The sequence below is a fragment of the Flavonifractor sp. AGMB03687 genome (assembly GCF_017811815.1).
GTDB lineage: Bacteria > Bacillota > Clostridia > Oscillospirales > Oscillospiraceae > Flavonifractor.
Window position 1 is genome coordinate 109,861 of record NZ_JADKZI010000008.1, and the last position, 18,179, is coordinate 128,039.

21 protein-coding genes are annotated in these 18,179 nt (G+C 62.4%); 6 read left to right on the forward strand and 15 right to left on the reverse strand.

Going from position 1 to position 18,179, the window contains the following annotated elements; all coding sequences use genetic code 11:
• Positions 1 to 39 precede the first annotated feature (39 nt).
• The 8 genes from J9789_RS14635 to J9789_RS14670 form a co-directional block, all read right to left on the reverse strand.
• Positions 40 to 372 carry a ribosomal-processing cysteine protease Prp gene (locus J9789_RS14635; protein ID WP_209346422.1) on the reverse strand — a complete coding sequence of 111 codons (333 nt, stop codon included), beginning with the start codon at positions 370 to 372 and terminating at the stop codon, positions 40 to 42.
• Between the two features lies 1 nt (position 373).
• Positions 374 to 685: a 50S ribosomal protein L21 gene (rplU, locus tag J9789_RS14640; protein ID WP_191434387.1), complete on the reverse strand. Its 312-nt coding sequence runs from the start codon at positions 683 to 685 to the stop codon at positions 374 to 376.
• A 165-nt stretch (positions 686 to 850) separates the two neighbouring features.
• Complete coding sequence (locus tag J9789_RS14645) at positions 851 to 1,873, reverse strand: putative glycoside hydrolase (RefSeq protein WP_209346423.1); 1,023 nt, start codon at positions 1,871 to 1,873, stop codon at positions 851 to 853.
• A 31-nt stretch (positions 1,874 to 1,904) separates the two neighbouring features.
• Positions 1,905 to 2,345, reverse strand: coding sequence for a MarR family transcriptional regulator (locus J9789_RS14650; protein ID WP_209346424.1), 441 nt, complete (start codon positions 2,343 to 2,345; stop codon positions 1,905 to 1,907).
• Positions 2,346 to 2,389: 44 nt separating this feature from the next.
• Entirely contained in the window at positions 2,390 to 3,004 is a 615-nt protein-coding gene (locus tag J9789_RS14655) for an S-layer homology domain-containing protein (protein ID WP_209346425.1), read from the reverse strand.
• Positions 3,005 to 3,468: 464 nt separating this feature from the next.
• Positions 3,469 to 3,738: a pro-sigmaK processing inhibitor BofA family protein gene (locus J9789_RS14660; protein WP_209346426.1), complete on the reverse strand. Its 270-nt coding sequence runs from the start codon at positions 3,736 to 3,738 to the stop codon at positions 3,469 to 3,471.
• Positions 3,739 to 3,793: 55 nt separating this feature from the next.
• Entirely contained in the window at positions 3,794 to 4,048 is a 255-nt protein-coding gene (locus tag J9789_RS14665) for a DUF2508 family protein (protein ID WP_209346427.1), read from the reverse strand.
• 310 nt (positions 4,049 to 4,358) lie between these two features.
• Positions 4,359 to 6,989 carry a cation-translocating P-type ATPase gene (locus J9789_RS14670; protein ID WP_209346428.1) on the reverse strand — a complete coding sequence of 877 codons (2,631 nt, stop codon included), beginning with the start codon at positions 6,987 to 6,989 and terminating at the stop codon, positions 4,359 to 4,361.
• Positions 6,990 to 7,321: 332 nt separating this feature from the next.
• Between J9789_RS14670 and J9789_RS14675 the strand changes: the two genes are divergently transcribed.
• Together J9789_RS14675 and J9789_RS14680 are read left to right on the forward strand one after the other, a co-directional pair.
• Positions 7,322 to 7,765 carry a hypothetical protein gene (locus J9789_RS14675; protein WP_209346429.1) on the forward strand — a complete coding sequence of 148 codons (444 nt, stop codon included), beginning with the start codon at positions 7,322 to 7,324 and terminating at the stop codon, positions 7,763 to 7,765.
• Positions 7,758 to 8,510, forward strand: a complete 753-nt coding sequence (locus J9789_RS14680) for a 4Fe-4S binding protein (protein ID WP_209346430.1) — start codon at positions 7,758 to 7,760, stop codon at positions 8,508 to 8,510. Before J9789_RS14675 ends, J9789_RS14680 begins: the two co-directional genes overlap by 8 nt.
• Before the next feature lie 63 nt (positions 8,511 to 8,573).
• Here J9789_RS14680 and J9789_RS14685 read toward each other — a convergent pair whose 3' ends face one another.
• The 5 genes from J9789_RS14685 to J9789_RS14705 form a co-directional block, all read right to left on the reverse strand.
• Entirely contained in the window at positions 8,574 to 9,326 is a 753-nt protein-coding gene (locus J9789_RS14685) for an exodeoxyribonuclease III (protein WP_209346431.1), read from the reverse strand.
• Positions 9,323 to 9,562, reverse strand: coding sequence for a permease of phosphate ABC transporter (locus J9789_RS14690; protein WP_209346432.1), 240 nt, complete (start codon positions 9,560 to 9,562; stop codon positions 9,323 to 9,325). Before J9789_RS14690 ends, J9789_RS14685 begins: the two co-directional genes overlap by 4 nt.
• On the reverse strand, positions 9,559 to 10,014 hold the full coding sequence (locus J9789_RS14695; protein ID WP_209346433.1) for a methylated-DNA--[protein]-cysteine S-methyltransferase: 456 nt from the start codon (positions 10,012 to 10,014) through the stop codon (positions 9,559 to 9,561). The genes J9789_RS14690 and J9789_RS14695 overlap by 4 nt, the downstream gene beginning before the upstream one ends.
• Before the next feature lies 1 nt (position 10,015).
• Positions 10,016 to 10,615, reverse strand: a complete 600-nt coding sequence (gene lexA / locus J9789_RS14700; protein WP_209346434.1) for a transcriptional repressor LexA — start codon at positions 10,613 to 10,615, stop codon at positions 10,016 to 10,018.
• An 82-nt stretch (positions 10,616 to 10,697) separates the two neighbouring features.
• Complete coding sequence (locus J9789_RS14705; RefSeq protein WP_209346435.1) at positions 10,698 to 11,528, reverse strand: MerR family transcriptional regulator; 831 nt, start codon at positions 11,526 to 11,528, stop codon at positions 10,698 to 10,700.
• Positions 11,529 to 11,621: 93 nt separating this feature from the next.
• On the opposite strand from J9789_RS14705, the gene J9789_RS14710 reads away from it, so the two are divergent.
• Together J9789_RS14710 and J9789_RS14715 are read left to right on the forward strand one after the other, a co-directional pair.
• On the forward strand, positions 11,622 to 12,947 hold the full coding sequence (locus J9789_RS14710; RefSeq protein ID WP_209346436.1) for an MATE family efflux transporter: 1,326 nt from the start codon (positions 11,622 to 11,624) through the stop codon (positions 12,945 to 12,947).
• Between the two features lie 206 nt (positions 12,948 to 13,153).
• Positions 13,154 to 13,927 (forward strand): SDR family oxidoreductase, encoded by a 774-nt coding sequence (locus J9789_RS14715; protein ID WP_209346437.1) that lies wholly within the window; start codon positions 13,154 to 13,156, stop codon positions 13,925 to 13,927.
• 71 nt (positions 13,928 to 13,998) lie between these two features.
• Here the strand turns inward: J9789_RS14715 and J9789_RS14720 are convergent, their stop codons facing one another.
• Positions 13,999 to 15,594 carry an MBL fold metallo-hydrolase gene (locus tag J9789_RS14720; protein ID WP_209346438.1) on the reverse strand — a complete coding sequence of 532 codons (1,596 nt, stop codon included), beginning with the start codon at positions 15,592 to 15,594 and terminating at the stop codon, positions 13,999 to 14,001.
• A gap of 77 nt (positions 15,595 to 15,671) precedes the next feature.
• Complete coding sequence (locus J9789_RS14725; RefSeq protein WP_209346439.1) at positions 15,672 to 16,097, reverse strand: helix-turn-helix transcriptional regulator; 426 nt, start codon at positions 16,095 to 16,097, stop codon at positions 15,672 to 15,674.
• Positions 16,098 to 16,197: 100 nt separating this feature from the next.
• Here J9789_RS14725 and J9789_RS14730 point away from each other — a divergent pair, with 100 nt between their 5' ends.
• Both J9789_RS14730 and J9789_RS14735 read left to right on the forward strand, forming a co-directional pair.
• Positions 16,198 to 16,911 carry a serine/threonine-protein kinase gene (locus J9789_RS14730; protein ID WP_245185301.1) on the forward strand — a complete coding sequence of 238 codons (714 nt, stop codon included), beginning with the start codon at positions 16,198 to 16,200 and terminating at the stop codon, positions 16,909 to 16,911.
• A gap of 1 nt (position 16,912) precedes the next feature.
• Positions 16,913 to 18,172 (forward strand): zinc ribbon domain-containing protein, encoded by a 1,260-nt coding sequence (locus J9789_RS14735; RefSeq protein ID WP_209346441.1) that lies wholly within the window; start codon positions 16,913 to 16,915, stop codon positions 18,170 to 18,172.
• Positions 18,173 to 18,179: the final 7 nt, after the last annotated feature.

Sequence of the window (18,179 nt, forward strand, 5' to 3'; positions counted from 1 at the left end):
TCCAAACTTGTGTGTTAAAACGTTCGTCGTACTGTCCGATCAATCCTCTTCCAGTACGAGAATATTCTCAGGATATTCCTCGTGCAGGCTGGCGAAATGGACCATGAGAGCAGTCAGAAGAGTCTGACAGGTGCTCTCGCCGGTCTCGCTGAGCCCACCGGGGATGCGCAGGGTGATGGACGCGTCGTGCTCCTTCACCTTCACCGAGGCGCCCAGGCCCAGTACGTCGTTGACGGCGCACTCGGTCAGGCGGATGGCACTGGTGACGGCAGCGCAGACGATGTCGCTCCCCGCTTCGGCGTAACCGCTGTGGCCCTTCACAGTGAAGCCCACGATGCGGTCCCCCTCCATGTGAAAAGAGACGGTAGTCATCTTACAGGGAGATGGCGCCGATGGTCACCTTGGTGTAGGGCTGACGATGGCCCTGACGCTTGCGGTAACCCTTCTTGGGCTTGTACTTGAAGACCATGATCTTCTTGCCCTTGCCGTTCTTCACCACGGAAGCGGCCACCTTGGCGCCCTCCACCACGGGAGTGCCCACGGTGATCTTCTCGCCGTCGATGACAGCCAGCACCTTGTCAAAGGTCACGTTGTCGCCGGCCTCGTTGGGCAGCTTCTCGATGAAGAGGGTATCGCCCTCAGCCACCTTGTACTGCTTACCACCGGTCTCGATGATTGCGTGCATTACGTTTTCAACTCCTTCATTACGGGCTCGCTGTCGGGGGAGGGCCGAAGCGTGACGTCACATCAGTCACGTCGGTCACTTGGGTTCCCATTCAAAGCGGCTCTAGTAGTATATCAGTCAACATTCCGAAAGTCAAGGCATTTTTGAACTTTTTTCGCGGTTTTCTCAGCTCAGCACCGCCCAGCTGCCGGTATCGGTGCCCTGGCTCACGATGGGCACGATCTCCAGGCCCTCAATGGTGGGTACCGTCTCCCCCTCGCCCACCTGGACGTAGACCTTGTCGGCGTACTGCTTCAGCAGGTCCAAGGTGAGGCCGCTGCCGTCGGAGCCGCCGTTGAGCACCGTCAGGCTGGTGACCACCGACACCTTCACCTCGGGGTACTGGGCCATGGTCTGGTCCAGGGTCTGGAAGAAGGTCTCCATGGTCTGGGTCAGGGTGGCGGGGTCATAGTTGCTGTCGCTCTTGATATAGCTGACGGTGCCCCGGGTGGGGAAGCCGCAGTTGTCCAGCAGGATCTCGTCAAAGCCCAGTCCGGCCAGCTCGCCGCACACCTGGGCCACATAGGAGCGCACCGACTCCACCGCCGGGCTGCTCCAGCGGATGCTCTCGTCGTCCCGCCAGTTGCCCGAATTGCTGTGGATGCCCAGGGCCCGGTCATTCCAGGGCAGGGCGTTGTCCCGGAAGCAGGAGATCCAGGCCACGGTGTACAGCTCGCCCCCGTTGAGGGTCTGGATGGCCTCGTTGATGCCCGCCTGCTCCGAGGAGGTGCCCAGAGTGGTCTGGGACTGATAGCCCAGAGTGCCGTCGGTCTCCTTCATGGAAAAGATGGCGGCGGTGCCGCCAGCGGCATCCACCTGGCTCTGGGCGGTGCCGTCGGTAATGGCAGTAGCAGCCAGCAGCACGCCCCGGAAGTCGGTCTCCGGCTCAGGGGTGCTGGTGGGGGTGGGAGAGGGGGTGGTGAGCTGGAGGGGCGTGGAGTTCTCCGGCGGAGCGGGCTCCCCATCCTTGTTCTGGAAGAAGGGCAGATCCAGCCGCACGCCGTCGGATGTGTAGTGGATGTAGGGTTCCAGGAACAACAGGGCCGCCACAGACAGCACCAGCAGGCACAGCAGTATCCCGATCAGAATTTTCAGCGCGGTTCGGCCGCGGCTGCGCCCATGATAGGGGTCGTAACCATACCTCCTCACGATCGGACACCTCTTCCCTTCCTTACTAAAATCAGTTTGCCTTCTCTTCCTCTACCTTGCTCAGGGCCTCGTCCAGCTTCTGCAGGGCGGTGGCCACCAGGGTGCGGTCCTCTTCCGTCATATGCTCCATCAGGGTGGAGAAGTAGCTGCGCACATCGGTGGCGGCCTTGTCCCGCAGGGCGGTATACTTCTCGGTGGCGCTGACGTAGATCACCCGCCGGTCGGTCTCGCTGCGCTGGCGCTTGGCCAGGCCCAGCTTCTCCAGCCGGTCCACGATGCCGGACACCGTGCTGTTGGCGCTGCCGGTGCGCTCGGCCAGGGTGCTGATGGGCACCGGTCCGTCCTCCCCCAGCACCGTGAGCACCATAGCCTGGGGGAAGGTCAGATCCATCCGCCCGTAGTGGCTGCGGAACTGCTGGGACACGTGCTGGGTGACCCGGAGGTAGGATACGAAGAGGTTGCCTTTTTCCATGTGGGGGTTTCTCCTTTCTATAGCCCGCGCCGGAAACGGCCCGGTCAACCCATGGCCTGGGTGTTCATCCGCTGTAAAATCACGGCCAGCTGGGCACGGGTGGTGGTGCCCTTGGGGGAGAGCTTGCCGTCGGAGCCCTCCAGCCAGCCCATGCCGATGGCGTGGGCCACGCCCTCCTTGGCCCAGGAGGCCACCTGGTTGGCGTCGCTGTACAGATTCAGGGACCCCTCCGCCATGGACTGGCCCTTGTACTCGTCATAGCGGCTGAGCATCACCGCCAGCTCCTGCCGGGTGACCACGCCGTCGCTGAAGGTACCCTTGTCGGTGCCGTTGATGATCTTGGCCTCGCAGGCCCAGTCGGCGGCAATGCCGTACCAGCTGTCGATGGGCACGTCGGGGAAGTGGCCCCGCCACACCGGGGTGGGCTCCCCCTCCATCCGCCACAGCACCACGGCCACGGTGGAACGGGTGACGGTGGCATTGGGGGAAAACAGGGTGTCGCTGACGCCGTTCATCAGGCCCAGGTCCACCACTTCATTCACCGCCGACTCATACCAGGATCCCTTGGCCACGTCGGCAAACTCCGCCGCGGAGGCGGGCAGCGCCAGTCCGGCGCATAAAGTCAGGGCGCAGATCAGCGCCGCGCATTTGCGTTTCAAATCAGGTCCACTCCTTACTGTTTCTCTATGGGCCGCTGCCGAACCTACACAGCCGGCAGATATTTTTAGCAGGGATTATTATAATGCGTACTGAACAAAGCAGAATACCTTGAAAGCACCTGCTTTCAAGGTCTGTTGGCTTTGTTCAAGTGCAAGGTTTTTGGACGATATCGTCAAAAACCTTGCACCTTTCGTTGGTGCGTTGAGACGCACCAACGGAAATACGCATTGTAACAATGGCTGAATTTCATAAAAACGGCCACTTCAAGCCGTTTTTATAAAATTGCGCGGCTACCGCCGCGCGAATAAACCGCATGGCGGTTAATTCAGCAGACATTATTTTACGATACGTATTTTAAAAAATTGTGAACACAAATGGACCCAATTATAAATTATTCCCCGTTGACCCTCTTTTCTCCATAAAAAAGGAGCGCCGCCCCCCGGGGACGGCGCTCCTCGGCGCTCTATACGGCCAGCATCCACTCCAGGGCCACCAGCAGGCCGAAGCCCGGCGCGCCCAGCACCCCCAGCACCAGGGCGTTGGTCAGGTTGACCCCCAGATGGAGCCCCAGGGCGCCCCCCGCCCAGCTCAGGACGTAGAGCACCCCCAGCCCCACGCCGGTCCGGGCCGCCAGCCGGCCCAGCCAGCTCAGGGGCCTGCGCAGTACCGCCAGAAGCAGCACCAGAAATAATCCCCCCGCCACCCAGGGCAGGGCATTGAGCAGTGGTTCCACCGCCGCCACCTCCTTGTTCCTGTGCCAGAACCTTGGCGGCAGGGCCCATGCCCCCTTATCCGGTGCGGGCGGTCTCCTCCCCGTCCAGCTCCTTCACCTGCCGCAACAGGTAGGTGTAGCGGGACTGAAGGGCGTTGATCTCAAAGACAAAGGATTCAATGAGATCCGGGTCACAGGCATCGTTGAATCCCTGATAGGCCTGGGCGATGAGGGCGCGGGTCTGGGACAGTCCCTCCAGCAGCACGCTGCGGGTCCTATCCCGTTCCCGATCCCGCCGGCGCAGGCTGAAGCGCTTGACGGCTTCCGGCATATGCTTTCCTCCTTGCTCCGGACTCTTACCGGTTTTATCCTATGTCCAGTTTGGGCAGGTATGCCTGTTTTTATACCGGTTTTTTCCTGACATAGCGCACTGGAGGCGGGACATACTAAAAGCGGACCGGATGTCCGATTGGTTCCGCATCTCCTTTTAAGCCGGTGCCGGGTGAGCTCACCCTCTGGCGAAAGGCGAAAGGAGCTTCAACCATTCGATCCCCGATCCTGCAAGGGGCGCGGTGGAAACACCGCGCCCCGGTTTTTCTGCATGAAAAAGGCGCGCCTTGCGGGCGCGCCTTTTTTTGCGATTAGTCCTTGCCCTTTTTCAGGTCGGCGATGATCTTCACGATCTGGATCACCAGGGTGGGCAGGAAGGCCAGACCCACGATCTGCCCCAGATTGGCCAGTCCGAAGGCGGGGGAGACCATGAACAGGCTCTTGAGGCCGGGGGTGAAGAGCACCAGCATCAGCAGCACCACACCGGCGAAGAAGGCGCCGATGGAGGCCTTGTTGGCGGAGAGCTTCAGCTTGAAGATGGACGCGTCGCCCCGGCAGTTGAAGCCGTGGAACAGACGGGCCAGGGTCAGGGTAGCAAAGGCCATGGTGGAGGCCAGCATGGCGTCGCCTCCCTGGTAGCCCAGGTAGAAGGCGATCATGGTGACGATGGCGATGAGCAGGCCCTGGCCGCCGATGCGGGAGAGCAGGGACTTGTTGAGGATGGGCTCCTTGGGATCTCTGGGCTTCTGGTCCAGCAGGCCCTTGCGGGCGGGCTCCACGCCGATGGCAATGGCGGGCAGAGAGTCGGTGAGCAGGTTGATGAACAGCAGGTGCACCGGCTGGAAGGGCACCGGCAGGGCCAGCAGGGAGGCATACAGCACGCAGAAGATGCCGGCGGTATTGCCGGAGAGCAGGAATTGGATGGCGTTTCGGATGTTGGCGTACACGCTGCGGCCGTTGACCACCGCCCGGACGATGGTGGCGAAGTTGTCGTCGGCCAGGATCATGGAGGCGGCGTCCTTAGACACCTCGGTGCCGGTGATGCCCATGGCCACACCGATGTCCGCCTTCTTCAGGGCGGGGGCGTCATTGACGCCGTCGCCGGTCATGGACACGATGTTGCCCTTTCGCTGCCAGGCGTTGACGATGCGGATCTTGTGCTCGGGGGACACCCGGGCGTACACGGAGATTCTGGCCAGGCGTTCATCCAGGTCGGCGTCGGTCATCTGGTCCAGCTCCAGGCCGGACACCGCCTCATCCCCGTCCTGGAAGATGCCCAGCTGGCGGGCGATGGCGGAGGCGGTGACCTTGTGGTCGCCGGTGATCATGATGGTGCGGATGCCGCCCCGCTTGGCGTCGGCCACCGCCTGAATGGCCTCGGGCCGGGGCGGGTCGATCATGGAAATGAGGCCGATGAAGGTGAAGTCGTTCTCGTCCTCCAGGGTGAGGGGCCGGACAGCATCCATCTCCCGGTAGGCAAAGGCCAGCACACGCAGGCCCTCCATGGACAGCTCCATGTTGACCCGGGCGATCTCCTCCTTGCGCTCGGGGGTCATTTCCACCTTGCCCTGCCGGGTGAGCAGCCACTTGGACCGGTCCAGCAGTACGTCGATGGCGCCCTTGGTGAAGAGGGTGGGCACCCCGTCGATGTCGTGGAGAGTGCTCATCAGCTTGCGGTCGGAATCAAAGGCCAGCTCGCCCAGGCGGGGATGCTGAGCCCGGTAGGCCTCCTCGTCCACGCCGAACTTCTCGCCCAGCATGACCAGGGCCACCTCGGTGGGGTCACCGATGGAGGCGCCGGTCTCCTCGTTGTTGGTGGCGTCGCTGGCCAGCAGGGCGGCCTTCAGCAGCAGCCGCTGCACATCGTTGACCAGCTCCAGGTCGTCGCCCTCCAGCAGGGAGCCGTCGGCGTACACCTTCTGGGGGGTCATCTTGTTCTGGGTCAGGGTGCCCGTCTTATCCGAGCAGATGACGGAGACGGAGCCCAGGCTCTCCACCGCCTTCAGGTCCTTGATGATGGCGTTCTGTTTGGCCATCTTCTGGGTGCCCATGGCCAGCACGATGGTGACGATGGAGCTGAGGGCCTCGGGGATGGCGGCCACCGCCAGGGCCACGGCGAACATGAGGGAGTCCAGCACGTCCATGCCGGTGCGGAAGACAGACAGGGCGAACACCACGGCGCAGATGGCCATGATGACGATGGCCAGCTTGGCGGAGAAGCTGTCCAGGCTCTGCTGCAAGGGGGTCTTGCGCTGCTGGGTCTGGTTCATGAGGGCGGCGATCTTGCCCAGCTCGGTGTTCATGCCGGTACCGGTAACCAGCACGGTGGCGCGGCCGTAGGTCACCAGGGAGCCGGAGAACACCATGTTCTTCTGGTCGCCCAGGGCCACCTGGTCGGCGTCAATGACATCGGCGGTCTTATCCACGCCCTCGCTCTCGCCGGTGAGGGAGGACTCATTGACCTTGAGGGAGAAGTTCTCCAGCACACGGCCGTCGGCCACCACCATGTCGCCGGCCTCCAGCAGCACGATGTCGCCGGGGACCACGTCGGCGGAGGGGATCTCCAGCCGCACGCCGCCCCGCAGCACCTTGGCGGAGGGGGAGGACATGGCCTTCAAACTCTCCAGCGATTTTTCCGCCTTCAGGTACTGAACGGTACCCAGGATGGCGTTGAGGATGAGCACGGCGAAGATGACGATGGTGCTCTCCACGTTCTCCGACAGAGCGGAGATGACGGCGGCCACGATGAGGATGATCACCAACAGATCCTTGAACTGCTCGGCAAACACCTGGGCCACCGACTTCTTCTTGCCCTCGGACAGCTTGTTGGGGCCGTACTGCTCCCGGCGGCGGCCGGCCTCCTGGTCGCTGAGGCCTTCCATCTTGGCCTGTTGGGCGTCCAGCGCCTGCTGGACTGACTTTCGGTAATAGGATTCTGTCATAGCATTTCCTTCCCTTCCAGTTTGCGTTCCGGCGAAGGGTAAAGAAAAAAGACCCTTCGCCAACCGCCGGAAATTCCTCGGCAGTTGTCGAAAAGTCTTGTTACCCATGGGGTGCATACCGCCAGGCCGGCAAACCGGACCGTGATGTTGATGGTATGGCTTTAAACTACTCCCTTTTCAACTGCGGCCATCATAGCACAGTTTGACCGGCAAGTCAATCTCATTTTGGTAGCATACCCGAATTTTCCCGCCCTATACCTCCCCGGCGTTGACGCAGGCAGGGCTATCCGTTATAATTTGTGCAGATTACCATTTGGAAAGGGGCCGCCCATATGAAAGGGAGCGTTGTCAAATTCCTCCTCAAGACCGCCTGGGTGCTGGAGCTGGTCATTGCTCTGTTCATCCTGCTGGTCACCGTGGTGCAGATGGTGCTGACCGGAAAGGACTCCCTGAACTATCTCATGATCGGACAGTTCAGCCTCAATGAGTTTTTTGCCAACACCATGAACATCGTCGTGGGTCTGGAGTTTGTGAAGATGCTGATCCTCCACACCCCCCGGGCCGTTACCGACGTGCTGCTCTTCGCCATCGCCCGTCAGCTGGTGGTGAGCCACTCCAGCTCCATGGACACCCTGCTGGGGGTGGCAGCGGTGGTCCTCATTTTCGTCATCAAAAAGTTCCTGCTCTCCAAGGAGGACTCCACTCCGCCGCCGGATATTTTAGGTCGTTTTTTCGGTGGGCGCAGCGAGCAAAAGGAGGAAACACACCATGAATGAACCCCATTGGATTTCCGCTGTTTTCAGTCCCACCGGCGGCACCGCCGCCATCGCCAAGGCCGTGACCGGCGGCGCAAGTCAGGTCATCGACCTGTCCCGTCCTGTTCCGGAGACCCCGGTGGCGGACAATGCCGTCTTGCTGGTCGCCGCGCCGGTGTTCGGCGGGCGCATCCCCGCTGTTGCCCTGGAGCGGCTGGCCGCCCTGAAGGGCTCCGGCCCCGCCGTGGCCCTGGCAGTCTACGGCAACCGGGCCTATGAGGACGCGCTGCTGGAGCTGAAGGACGCCCTCACCGCCGCCGGCTTCCAGGTGGTGGCTGCCGCCGCCTTCGTGGCCCAGCACTCCATCGCCCCCACCATCGCCCAGGGCCGCCCGGACAGCGCCGACCTGGAGCAGGCCGCAGCCTTCGGCCGTGCGGTGCTGGACAAGCTGGCCGGTCCCGAGCCTCTGGCCCCGGTGACTGTGCCGGGCAACACCCCCTACAAGGACTGGAAGGGGGTCCCCTTCCACCCCGCCGCCGGGGAGAGCTGCATCTCCTGCGCCGTGTGCGCCGCCCGCTGCCCAGTGGGCGCCATCCCCACGGGACAGCCCAGCCAGACCGATCCGGAGCGGTGCATCACCTGCATGCGCTGCGTATCCGTGTGCCCCCGGGGCGCCCGCACCATCCCCGCTCCCGCCCTCCAGGCCACCACCGCCATGCTGGAGGAGAAGGCGGGTACCCCCCGTCAGCCCGAGCTGTTTCTTTAAAAATTAGAAAACGCCCTGTATTTTCCCCTCGGAAAATACAGGGCGTTTTTATATTTCAGGTTGTTACGCCAGGTCCAGCTCCACCGGGCAGTGGTCGCTGCCGGTGACGTCGGCGTGGATGATCTGGTCCTTCACCCGGGGCAGCAGGCGCTCCGACACAATGAAGTAGTCGATGCGCCACCCCGCGTTGTTCTTCCGGGCGTTGAAGCGGTAGCTCCACCAGGTGTAGGCCCCGGTCTTGTCCGGGTAGAGAGCCCGGAAGCTGTCGGCAAAGCCGCTGCCCAGCAGGGTAGTCATTTTCTCCCGCTCCTGGTCGGAGAAACCGGCATTGCCCCGGTTGCTCTTGGGGTTCTTCAGGTCGATCTCCTCGTGGGCCACGTTGAGATCGCCGCACAGCACCACCGGCTTCTTCTGGTCCAGGTCCATCAGGTAGGAGCGGAAGTCATCCTCCCACTGCATCCGGTAGTCGATGCGGGCCAGCTCGTTCTGGGCGTTGGGGGTGTAGCAGCACACCAGATAGAAGTCCTCATATTCCGCGGTAATGACCCGGCCCTCAGTGTCGTGCTCCGGGATGCCCAGGCCGTAGGTCACGGTGAGAGGCTCGGTCTTGGTGATGAGGGCGGTACCGGAGTAGCCCTTCTTCTCGGCGCTGTTCCAGTAGATGTGATAGCCGGGCAGGTCCAGCTCGATCTGGTGGGGCTGGAGCTTGGTCTCCTGCAGGCAGAAGGCGTCGGCGTCCATGGCGTTGAAAAAGTCCAGAAAGCCCTTACCCAGGCAGGCTCGCAGGCCGTTGACGTTCCAGGTGATCAGCTTCATGCGTCCGTCTCCTCTCTCCCCCAGCCAATGAGATGGGGGAGGAATTTCAGCATAATGGGCAGATAGGTGGCCACAAACACCACCATCGCCCCAAAGGCGGCCCACTTCCGCACCCGTTTGGGGGCAGCCAGGCCCAACAGCACGCCCACGGAGCACAGGCACAGCTTTACCAGGGCCAGGTCCTTCCAATTCATTTTGGCGATATAGGCGTCGGCGGCAGAAAACAGTCTCTTCATAAGATTCCCTCCAGTCGCAGCAGCCATTCCTTCAGTTCCAGCCCGCCTCCGTAGCCGGTGAGGGTACCGTTGGCCCCCACCACCCGGTGGCAGGGCAATAAAATGGGCAGGGGGTTGCGGTGATTGGCCTGACCCACCGCCCGGCTCCCCTTGGGGCAGCCCACCCGGCGGGCCAGCTCTCCATAGGTGATGGTCTGTCCGTAGGGGATATCCGCCAGGGCGGACCACACCTTCTGCTGAAAGGGGGTGCCCTGGGGCTTCAGCGGCAGGTCGAAGGTCCACCGCTTCCCCGCGAAATACGCCAGCAGTTCTTCCCGGCCCCGGGCCAGCAGAGGGGTCTCTGCTCCCACCGGCTCCGCCGGGGTGTTGGGCAGATACAGGGCGGTGAGGGCCTCCTCCGTCCCCTCCAGGGCCATGGGCCCCACAGGGGTATCAAAGACGATGCGGTCCATCTCAGTACCGCCGCACCACGGCGGTGACCTTGCCCAGGATAGTGCAGCCCTCGCCGTCGATGGGCTCGTAGTCCGGGTTCTCCGGCATGAGCCACACATGGCCGTCCTTGCGGCGGAGGGTCTTTACCGTGGCCTCGTCCTCAAAGAGGGCCACCACGATCTCCCCGTTGTTGGCGTCGCTCTGCTGGTGGACCACCACCAGGTCCCCGGGCAGGATACCGGCGTACTTCATGGACTCCCCCCGGACCTGGAGGGCAAAATACTCACCGGGCCGTCCGCCGGTGTCAAAGGTCAGATAGTCCTCAATACACTCCTGGGCCAGAATGGGAGAGCCGGCGGCCACGCTGCCCACCACAGGCACCTTGTCCTCCGGGGGCGCCGGGGGCTCGGTCTGGGCCACGGTGATGGAGCGGGTCTTGCCCTCCGCCTTGGTGATGAGCCCGGCGGACTCCAGGCCCTTCAGGTGGAAGTGGACGGTGGAGGGGGATTTCAGTCCCACATAGGCCCCGATCTCCCGGACGGAAGGGGGATAGCCGTGCTCGGCCGAAAAGGAAATGATGTAGTCGTAGATCTGCTGCTGCTTGGGCGAGAGCGTTTTCATGGCAGACCCTCCTTATCCAGTCTTATACGACTACAGTATACCATAATCGCCCCCGTATTGCAAACATTTGTTCTAAATTTTGCTAAAAATCCTGGGTTTCAATGGCCACCGACAAACGCAGCAGGTATTGGTCGTACCCCTTGCCCGCCAGCTCGTCCAGCAGCACGTCCTCCCAGAAGTAGGGCCCCAGGGTGAGCCCCTTCTCCTCCGCCCACTCCAGCAGGCGGCGATAGCCCTCCCACACGGTGTAAAAGCTGCCGGCGTGGTAGTAGGTCAGGTAGGACCCCGCCGGGGCGGTGAGCAGCCGCACCCCCCGGATGGGCTTGTCCACCTGGGTGTAGCAGTGGGTATAGCCCTCCCAGTCTCCCTGCCGGGCGGACTCCACCGGCAGGATGGCTCCCAGGGCGTAGGGGCTCTCCACATGGTGGGCCTCGCAGTACTCCATGTGGCGGGCCATGACCTGGGCGTATTTGCCCGCGTCGGCGATACCGGGGGCCTCGGTGGCCACATACCACCGGCGGGGCTGCTCCTCCACACGGACCTGGCCGGGACACACCGCCATGGCCTGGCGGGTCAGCTCCGCCTTTCGTGCAATAAGGGCCCGCAGCCGCCGCAGCCGGTTGAGCTTCTCCGTCAGGGCCGCCCCCTCCCGCTCCAGCAGGTCCAGCAGGTTCTCGGGACTGCGCCGGTCCAGATAGGCCCGGATCTCGGCCAGGGGCATCCCCAGCTCCTTGAGCACCGCAATGACCTGAAAGACCTCGATCTGCACCGGGGCGTAGTAGCGGTAGCCGTTCTCCCCCCGGATGGCGGGGGAGAAAATGCCGATCTCATCGTAGTGAAACAGGGTGTGCTTGGTGACGCCGCACAGGGCAGCAAACTCCCCGGTGGTAAAGCGCATATCGTTTTGAGCCATGGGGCCAACCTCCCTCTTGACTATCGGGTTACCCGATAGCTTATCATGGTCAGTGCTGTTTGTAAATGCTTGATAGAAAAGGAGGCACAGGCTATGAAAAATCGGTTGGATCAGGACTTTACCCTGGGCGGACTGCTCCGCTTTGCCCTGCCCACCACCATTATGATGCTGGTGACCTCCCTGTACACCATTGTGGACGGGGTGCTCACCTCCCGGCTGGTGGGAGAAAACGCCCTGGCCGCCATCAACATCGCCTATCCCGCCGTCAGCATCGTGCTGGCCGTGGGCATCATGCTGGGCACCGGCGGCAGCGCTGTGGTGTCCCACCGGATGGGAACAGGAGATCTGGAGGGGGCACGCCACACCTTCGGCTTCCTGGCCGTGACGGCAGTATGCGCCGGGGTGTTCTTCGCCCTGCTGGCCGCCTTCGGTGCCGAGCCCCTGGCCCGGCTGCTGGGGGCCAGCGACCTGCTGCTGGCGGACGCCGCCTGCTACCTGCGTATCCTGCTGCTCTTCGCCCCCATGGCCATGCTTCAGCTGCTCTTTGAGAGCTTCTTCGTGGCGGCGGGCCGCCCCGGCCTGGGACTGGGGCTCACCATCGCCGCCGGCGTCACCAACGGCGTGCTGGACTGGCTGTACATGGGGCCCCTGCAAATGGGCATCGCGGGCGCTGCTGTGGCCACCGTCACCGGCTACTGCATCCCGGCGGTGTGCGGCGTGATCTTCTTCCTCACCCGGAAGGATGGCCTGCGCTTTGCCCGCCCCCAGCTGGACTGGCGGCTGCTGGGCCGGGCCTGCTTCAACGGCTCCTCCGAGATGGTGACCAATCTGTCCACCGCCGTCACCACCTTCTTCTTCAACATCATCATGCTGGACCTGCTGGGGGAGGCAGGGGTGGCCGCCATCACCATCATCCTCTACGCCCAGTTCCTGCTGGTCTCCCTGTTTTTGGGTTTCTCCATGGGTGTGGCCCCGGTGTTCAGCTTCAACCAGGGAGCGGAGCGGTACGACCGGCTGCGAGCCACCTTCCGCCACTGCGCCCGATTCATCCTGTGCGCCGCCGTGGGCATCCTGGCCGCCGCCCTGGTGCTGGCCCCCGTCATCGTGGGGGTGTTCTCACCGGCGGGCACCCAGGTCCACGCCCTGGCTCTGGAGGGCTTCCACTTCTTCGCCCCCACCTTCCTCTTTGCCGGGGTGAACATCTTCGCCTCCGCCCTCTTTACCGCCCTGTCCGACGGACGGACCTCCGCCCTTATCTCCTTTGCCCGCACCTTCGGCTTCCTCATGGCCGGGCTGCTCCTGCTGCCCCGCATCCTGGGGGTCACCGGTGTGTGGATTGCCGTACCGGTAGCAGAGGCCATCTCCTGCCTGCTGTCCATCGGCTTTCTGTGGCGCTACCGGGCCAAATTCGGATGGTGAACCACTGAGAAAAAAGTAAGGCGTGCCTCGGCGTGCCTTACTTTTTTCTCAGTGGTTACCATTTTGTGTCTGCAAATCCTACAAATCCCTGCACAAATTCCCGTGATATCTCCCAATAGACAGTCCCCCCGTCCAGTGCTACACTAATACTTGTATAGATTATATACTTATTAGTATAATTTCACTGCTGTAAGGAGGTCTAACCGATGAAATCTTATTTTGATCTGACCGGACAGGTTGCTGTGGTAACCGGCTGTTCCACCGGTCTGGGCGTGCAGATGGCCCATGCACTGGCCAATCAGGGCTGCTCCATTGTGGCGCTGGCCCGCCGTCAGGAGAAGATTGACGCCGTGGCCAAGGAGCTCCACGAGACTTACGGCGTGGAGACCCTGGCAGTACGCTGCGATATCACTGACACCCAGATGGTGCAGGAAGCGGTGACGACCATCATGGACCGTTTTGGCCGCATTGATATTCTGATCAACAATGCCGGTACCGGTGCCGCAGCCCCCGCTGAGGATATCACCGACGAGCAGTTCGGCAACGAGCTGAACATTGACCTGTTCGGCACCTTTAAGATGGCCCGGGAGGTGGCCAAGCAGGCCATGATCCCCGCCAAGTACGGCCGCATCATCAACATTGCCTCTATGTACGGTCTGGTGGGCAACAAGATCGCCCCCTGCTCCCCCTATCACGCAGCCAAGGGCGGCGTGGTCAACCTGACCCGGGGCCTGGCCTGCGAGTGGGGCAAATACAACATCACCGTCAACGCCATCTGCCCGGGCTATTTCTGGACCCCTCTGACCAAGGACACCCTGGACACCGACTGGTTCAAGGAGTACGCCAAGGGCGCCATCCCCATGGAGCGCTACGGCAACGAGGGCGAGCTGGACTCCACCGCCATCTTCCTGGCCTCTCCCTCCTCCAGCTACGTCAACGGCGTCATGGTGCCGGTGGACGGCGGCTATACCTGCATGTAAATCCTCTATCAAACCCGATACAACACCAAGCGGGCCGTCCTGCAAAGGACGGCCCGCTTGGTGTTTTGTATTCAGCGGTCCCACTTTTCGATGATGGCCCGCAGCTGGTCGGCAAACTTGCCCAGGTCCTTGTTGGTGCCGCCCTTGTTGTGGGCGATGACCTCCATCAGCTTGCGGCCCACATCCTCCAGCCGCTGGTAGGCGGGGGAGGCGCCGGGCGTGACCGCCGGCTTCTGCTCCGGTGGCAGGCCGGGGGAGAGCATCTTGTTGGCCAGCAGGTCGTAGACCTCCTCATAGTTGGGGGCGTGGGCGGCCAAGCCCCGCTGGCGCAGGGTGTCGGCGTAGATCTCGGTGACCTCCGCGTCGCCGTGGACCACGAAGACCTGCTTGGGGTGGGGATTGTAGCTCTCGATCCACCGCAGCAGGCCGTCCCGGTCGGCATGGGAGGACAGGCCGTGGAAGTTTACGATCTTAGCCCGGACGGCAATCTCCTCGCCGAAGAGCTTCACCGACGTGACCCCGTTGATGAGCCGCCGGCCCAGGCTGCCTTCCGCCTGGAAGCCCACGAAGACCACGGTACACTCCGGCCGCCACAGGTTGTGCTTCAGGTGGTGGCGGATGCGGCCGGCGTCGCACATGCCGGAGGCGGAAATGATGATGCGGGGGGTCTTGTCCTCATTGAGGGCCCGGGACTCCTCGCTGGACTCGGTAATGGTGAGACCGGGGAACTGGAAGAGGGCGCCCCCCTTCAGGGCGGCGATGGCCTCCTCGTCCAGATAGCCGTGGAGGTCGCCGGAGAAGATGCGGGTGGCCTCGCCCGCCAGGGGGGAGTCCACCACCACCTGGAAGTTGGGCACGCTCTTCACCAGACCTTTTTCCTTCATTTCCCGCATGAAGTACAACAGCTCCTGGGTGCGGCCCACCGCGAAGGAGGGAATGATGACGTTGCCTCCCTTGCCCAGGGTCTCGTCAATGATGGCGGCCAGGTCCCCGGTGTAGTCCGGCTTCTGGCTCATGTCGTGGAGCCGGTCGCCGTAGGTGGACTCGGTGAGGACGTAATCGGCCTCCTTGATGTACTGAGGGTCCCGGATGATGGGCTGATCCCGGTTGCCGATGTCGCCGGAGAAGACCACCTTGCGGGTCTGGTCCCCCTCGGTGAGCCACATCTCTACGCTGGCCGAGCCCAGCAGATGGCCTGCATCCACAAAGCGGATGCGCACCCCGTCCTCGATCTGGAGGCGGGTGCCGTACTCGCAGGTGACGATGTGCTTGATGGCCTCCTCCGCGTCAGCCACGGTGTACAGGGGCTCCACCGGCTCGGCGCCGGAGCGCTTACCCTTCTGGTTCTGCCACTGGGCGTCGCTCTCCTGAATGTGGGCGGAGTCCCGCAGCATGATGGACAGCAGCTGCCCCGTGAGACGGGTACAGTAGATGTTGCCTTCAAAACCCTGCTTCACCAGCAGGGGTATGCGGCCGGAGTGGTCGATGTGGGCGTGGGTGACTACCACCGCGTCGATGTACCCGGCGTTGAAATCCAGCTCCTGGTTGTCCCGCTCGTCCCTGCCCTGCTGCAGGCCGCAGTCCACCAGAATCTTCTTCCCGCCGCACTCCACACAGTGACAGCTGCCGGTAACGGCACGGGCTGCGCCGAAAAAAGTCAGTTTCATGGGGCACCTCCTTGTGCAATTTTTACAAGGTCATTGTACTCCCAAAACTGTCCGGTGTAAATAGTCGGATGGCCCCCTCAGGACAGGGTCTTCTCATTTTCGGCAAAGAGCTTGTCGTTGATCTCCTCCAGGCTCATGCCGTGGACGATGCCGTAGCTGATAATGGCGTCCCGTCGGATCTTGGGGTAGAGGGGGGCGTAGCTGGCCTGCTTGAGCAGCTGCTGGGTCTGCTCCAGGGTGGTCTCCAGTCCCACGCACAGGCAGATGAGCCGGTCCCGGGAGGGATTGCGCCGCCCGGCAAAGACCTGGTGGAGGTAGACCTCGCTCATCCCCGCCTTGCGGGCCAGGGCCGCCTTGGAATAGGGGCAGTCTTTATAGCACTCCGTCAGCAGTTCGGCAATGCTCTGGCTGGCGAAAAAATCCTGGTTGTCGCTGAGATAGGAGTCCAGATCGGGCTCGCTCATCAGGGCCTGGCTCAGGTCACCGGTGGTCTTCATTTCCATACTTTCCACTCCCCTTTACATTCAAATGGAAATCGTATATACTAAATGTACAATATTTCGTGTCCTAATACAATATGCTCTTTGCATAGTGTACAAGGCCTTGGAGGGGATCGGTATCTTTACCTGGCTGTTAAACGCGCTGGAGACGGAGTATGACCAGCTCCGGGTCCTGAAGCAAAGTCCGCGGGGCAGTGTCTGCCTCATTCGCCACAGGGCCACTGGCAAGCGCTTCATTCTGCGCCGTTTTCACGGCAATCCGGAAGTCTATCGCAAGCTGCTGGACTACAGCTGCCCCCATCTGCCCACCGTATACGAGGTGGCATTCCAGGACGGCCAGGTGCTGGCACTGGAGGAATATATCGAGGGCGACACGTTGGGCTTCCTGTTACGGGAAGCTCTTTTTTCATCGGAGGAAACCCGGAAGATCGTCCGGCAGGTGTGCAAAGCCCTGTGGGTGCTCCACTCCATCGGGGCGGTCCACCGGGATGTGAAGCCGGAGAACATCATCCTCCGGGGGGACCAGGCGGTACTCATCGACTTTGACGCCGCCCGCTTCCACAAGCCGGAGCACGACAACGACACCCAGATCCTGGGCACCACCGGCTTTGCCGCCCCGGAGCAGTACGGCCTGTCCCAGTCGGACATCCGCACCGACATCTACTCCCTGGGGGTGCTCATCAACGTGATGCTCACCGGAGAGCATCCCTCCAAAAAGCTGGCCCCGGGCAAAATGGGCCGCATCGTGGACCGGTGCACCCACGTCAATCCCCAGCACCGCTATAAAAACGTCCTGCGGCTGATGGAGGTCCTGTAGCATGACCAAGCCCTGCCCCGCCTGCGGCGCATCTCTCCCGGAGGGGGCCTCCTTCTGCCCCTACTGCACGGAAAACCTCCGGCCCCGGCAGGCGGTGGAGGTGCCTGCCCGCTGGTGGATCAAATGGCTGAAGCGGCTAGTAACGCTGCTAGTGCTGACTGCTCTGGCCGCGTCGGCCTTTTTGCTGTATGACGCGCTTACCCCCGATACATACGACGCCTGGGGGGAGCTGACCTACCACCTGAACGGCAACGACTACCACCTGGCGGTCACCTTCCGCAACGACGGCACCCCGGAGCCGGAATACACCGTGCAGACCATCGAGGACTGGAACTATGACCGGGCCGCCAAGATTTTTGTCACCCACGGAGACACGGGAAAAGACGCGAGGCAGATCTTCCGGCAGCAGATCCAGGAGATCCAGGTCCAGGTCTTCCAGCCCTCGGAGAACCCCTCCTTTATCACCTGGAAGCAGCCCAGCTATCAGGGTAATTCCGCCGCCGAGGGGATGGCCCTCTCAGCGTTCTATTTCACCGGCCAGACCCGGGGGGAAGCAGAGATCCGGTGGACCCTGAATATGAAGAACGGGGACACCATCCTTCTACGGCACAAGCTGGTGATCCAGCCGGTGGGGGTGGTGGACTACACCCCGGCGGACTACGATATGGACACCATTGAGGACCTTCAGGCTCTGGTCGATCAGATCCAGGCAGAGGTCCCCCTGCCCACGGTGGTACGGCTCAGTCTCCCCCCTGTCCACTATGAAGGAGGCCTCACCATCACCGGGCGGCCCATCAACTTGTACGGCACCGTGGATGAGCAGAACCGGCGCACCGCCTTTCTGGGCCCGGTGACAGTGGACGTGGACCGGGGCCCCCAGTGCTTTATTGAGAACATCGACTTCCGGGGCAGCGGCTCGGGCACCGGCCTCACCGTGGAGGCCGACGGCCGGGTGCAGGACTGCCTTTTCACCGGCTGGGACACCGGCCTGCTGGTGGGCGGGGACGATTGGGCCGACCCGGTGGGGTGCTGGTTTGAGAACAACAGCGTGGGCTTCCGTTTCGACAGCAGCGGAGATTACTGGAATTACACCGATTTTACCGACAATACCTTCCGGAACAACACGGTTGCGGTGGATCTTTTGCGGGTACCCGGCCTTAAGACCATTGATTTTACGGGCTGTCTGTTTGACGGCAACAAGGCCACCATTCTCAACCCCACCGGTCACTCCATTAACACCGGAAACGCCACCTTTACCTGAAAGGAAT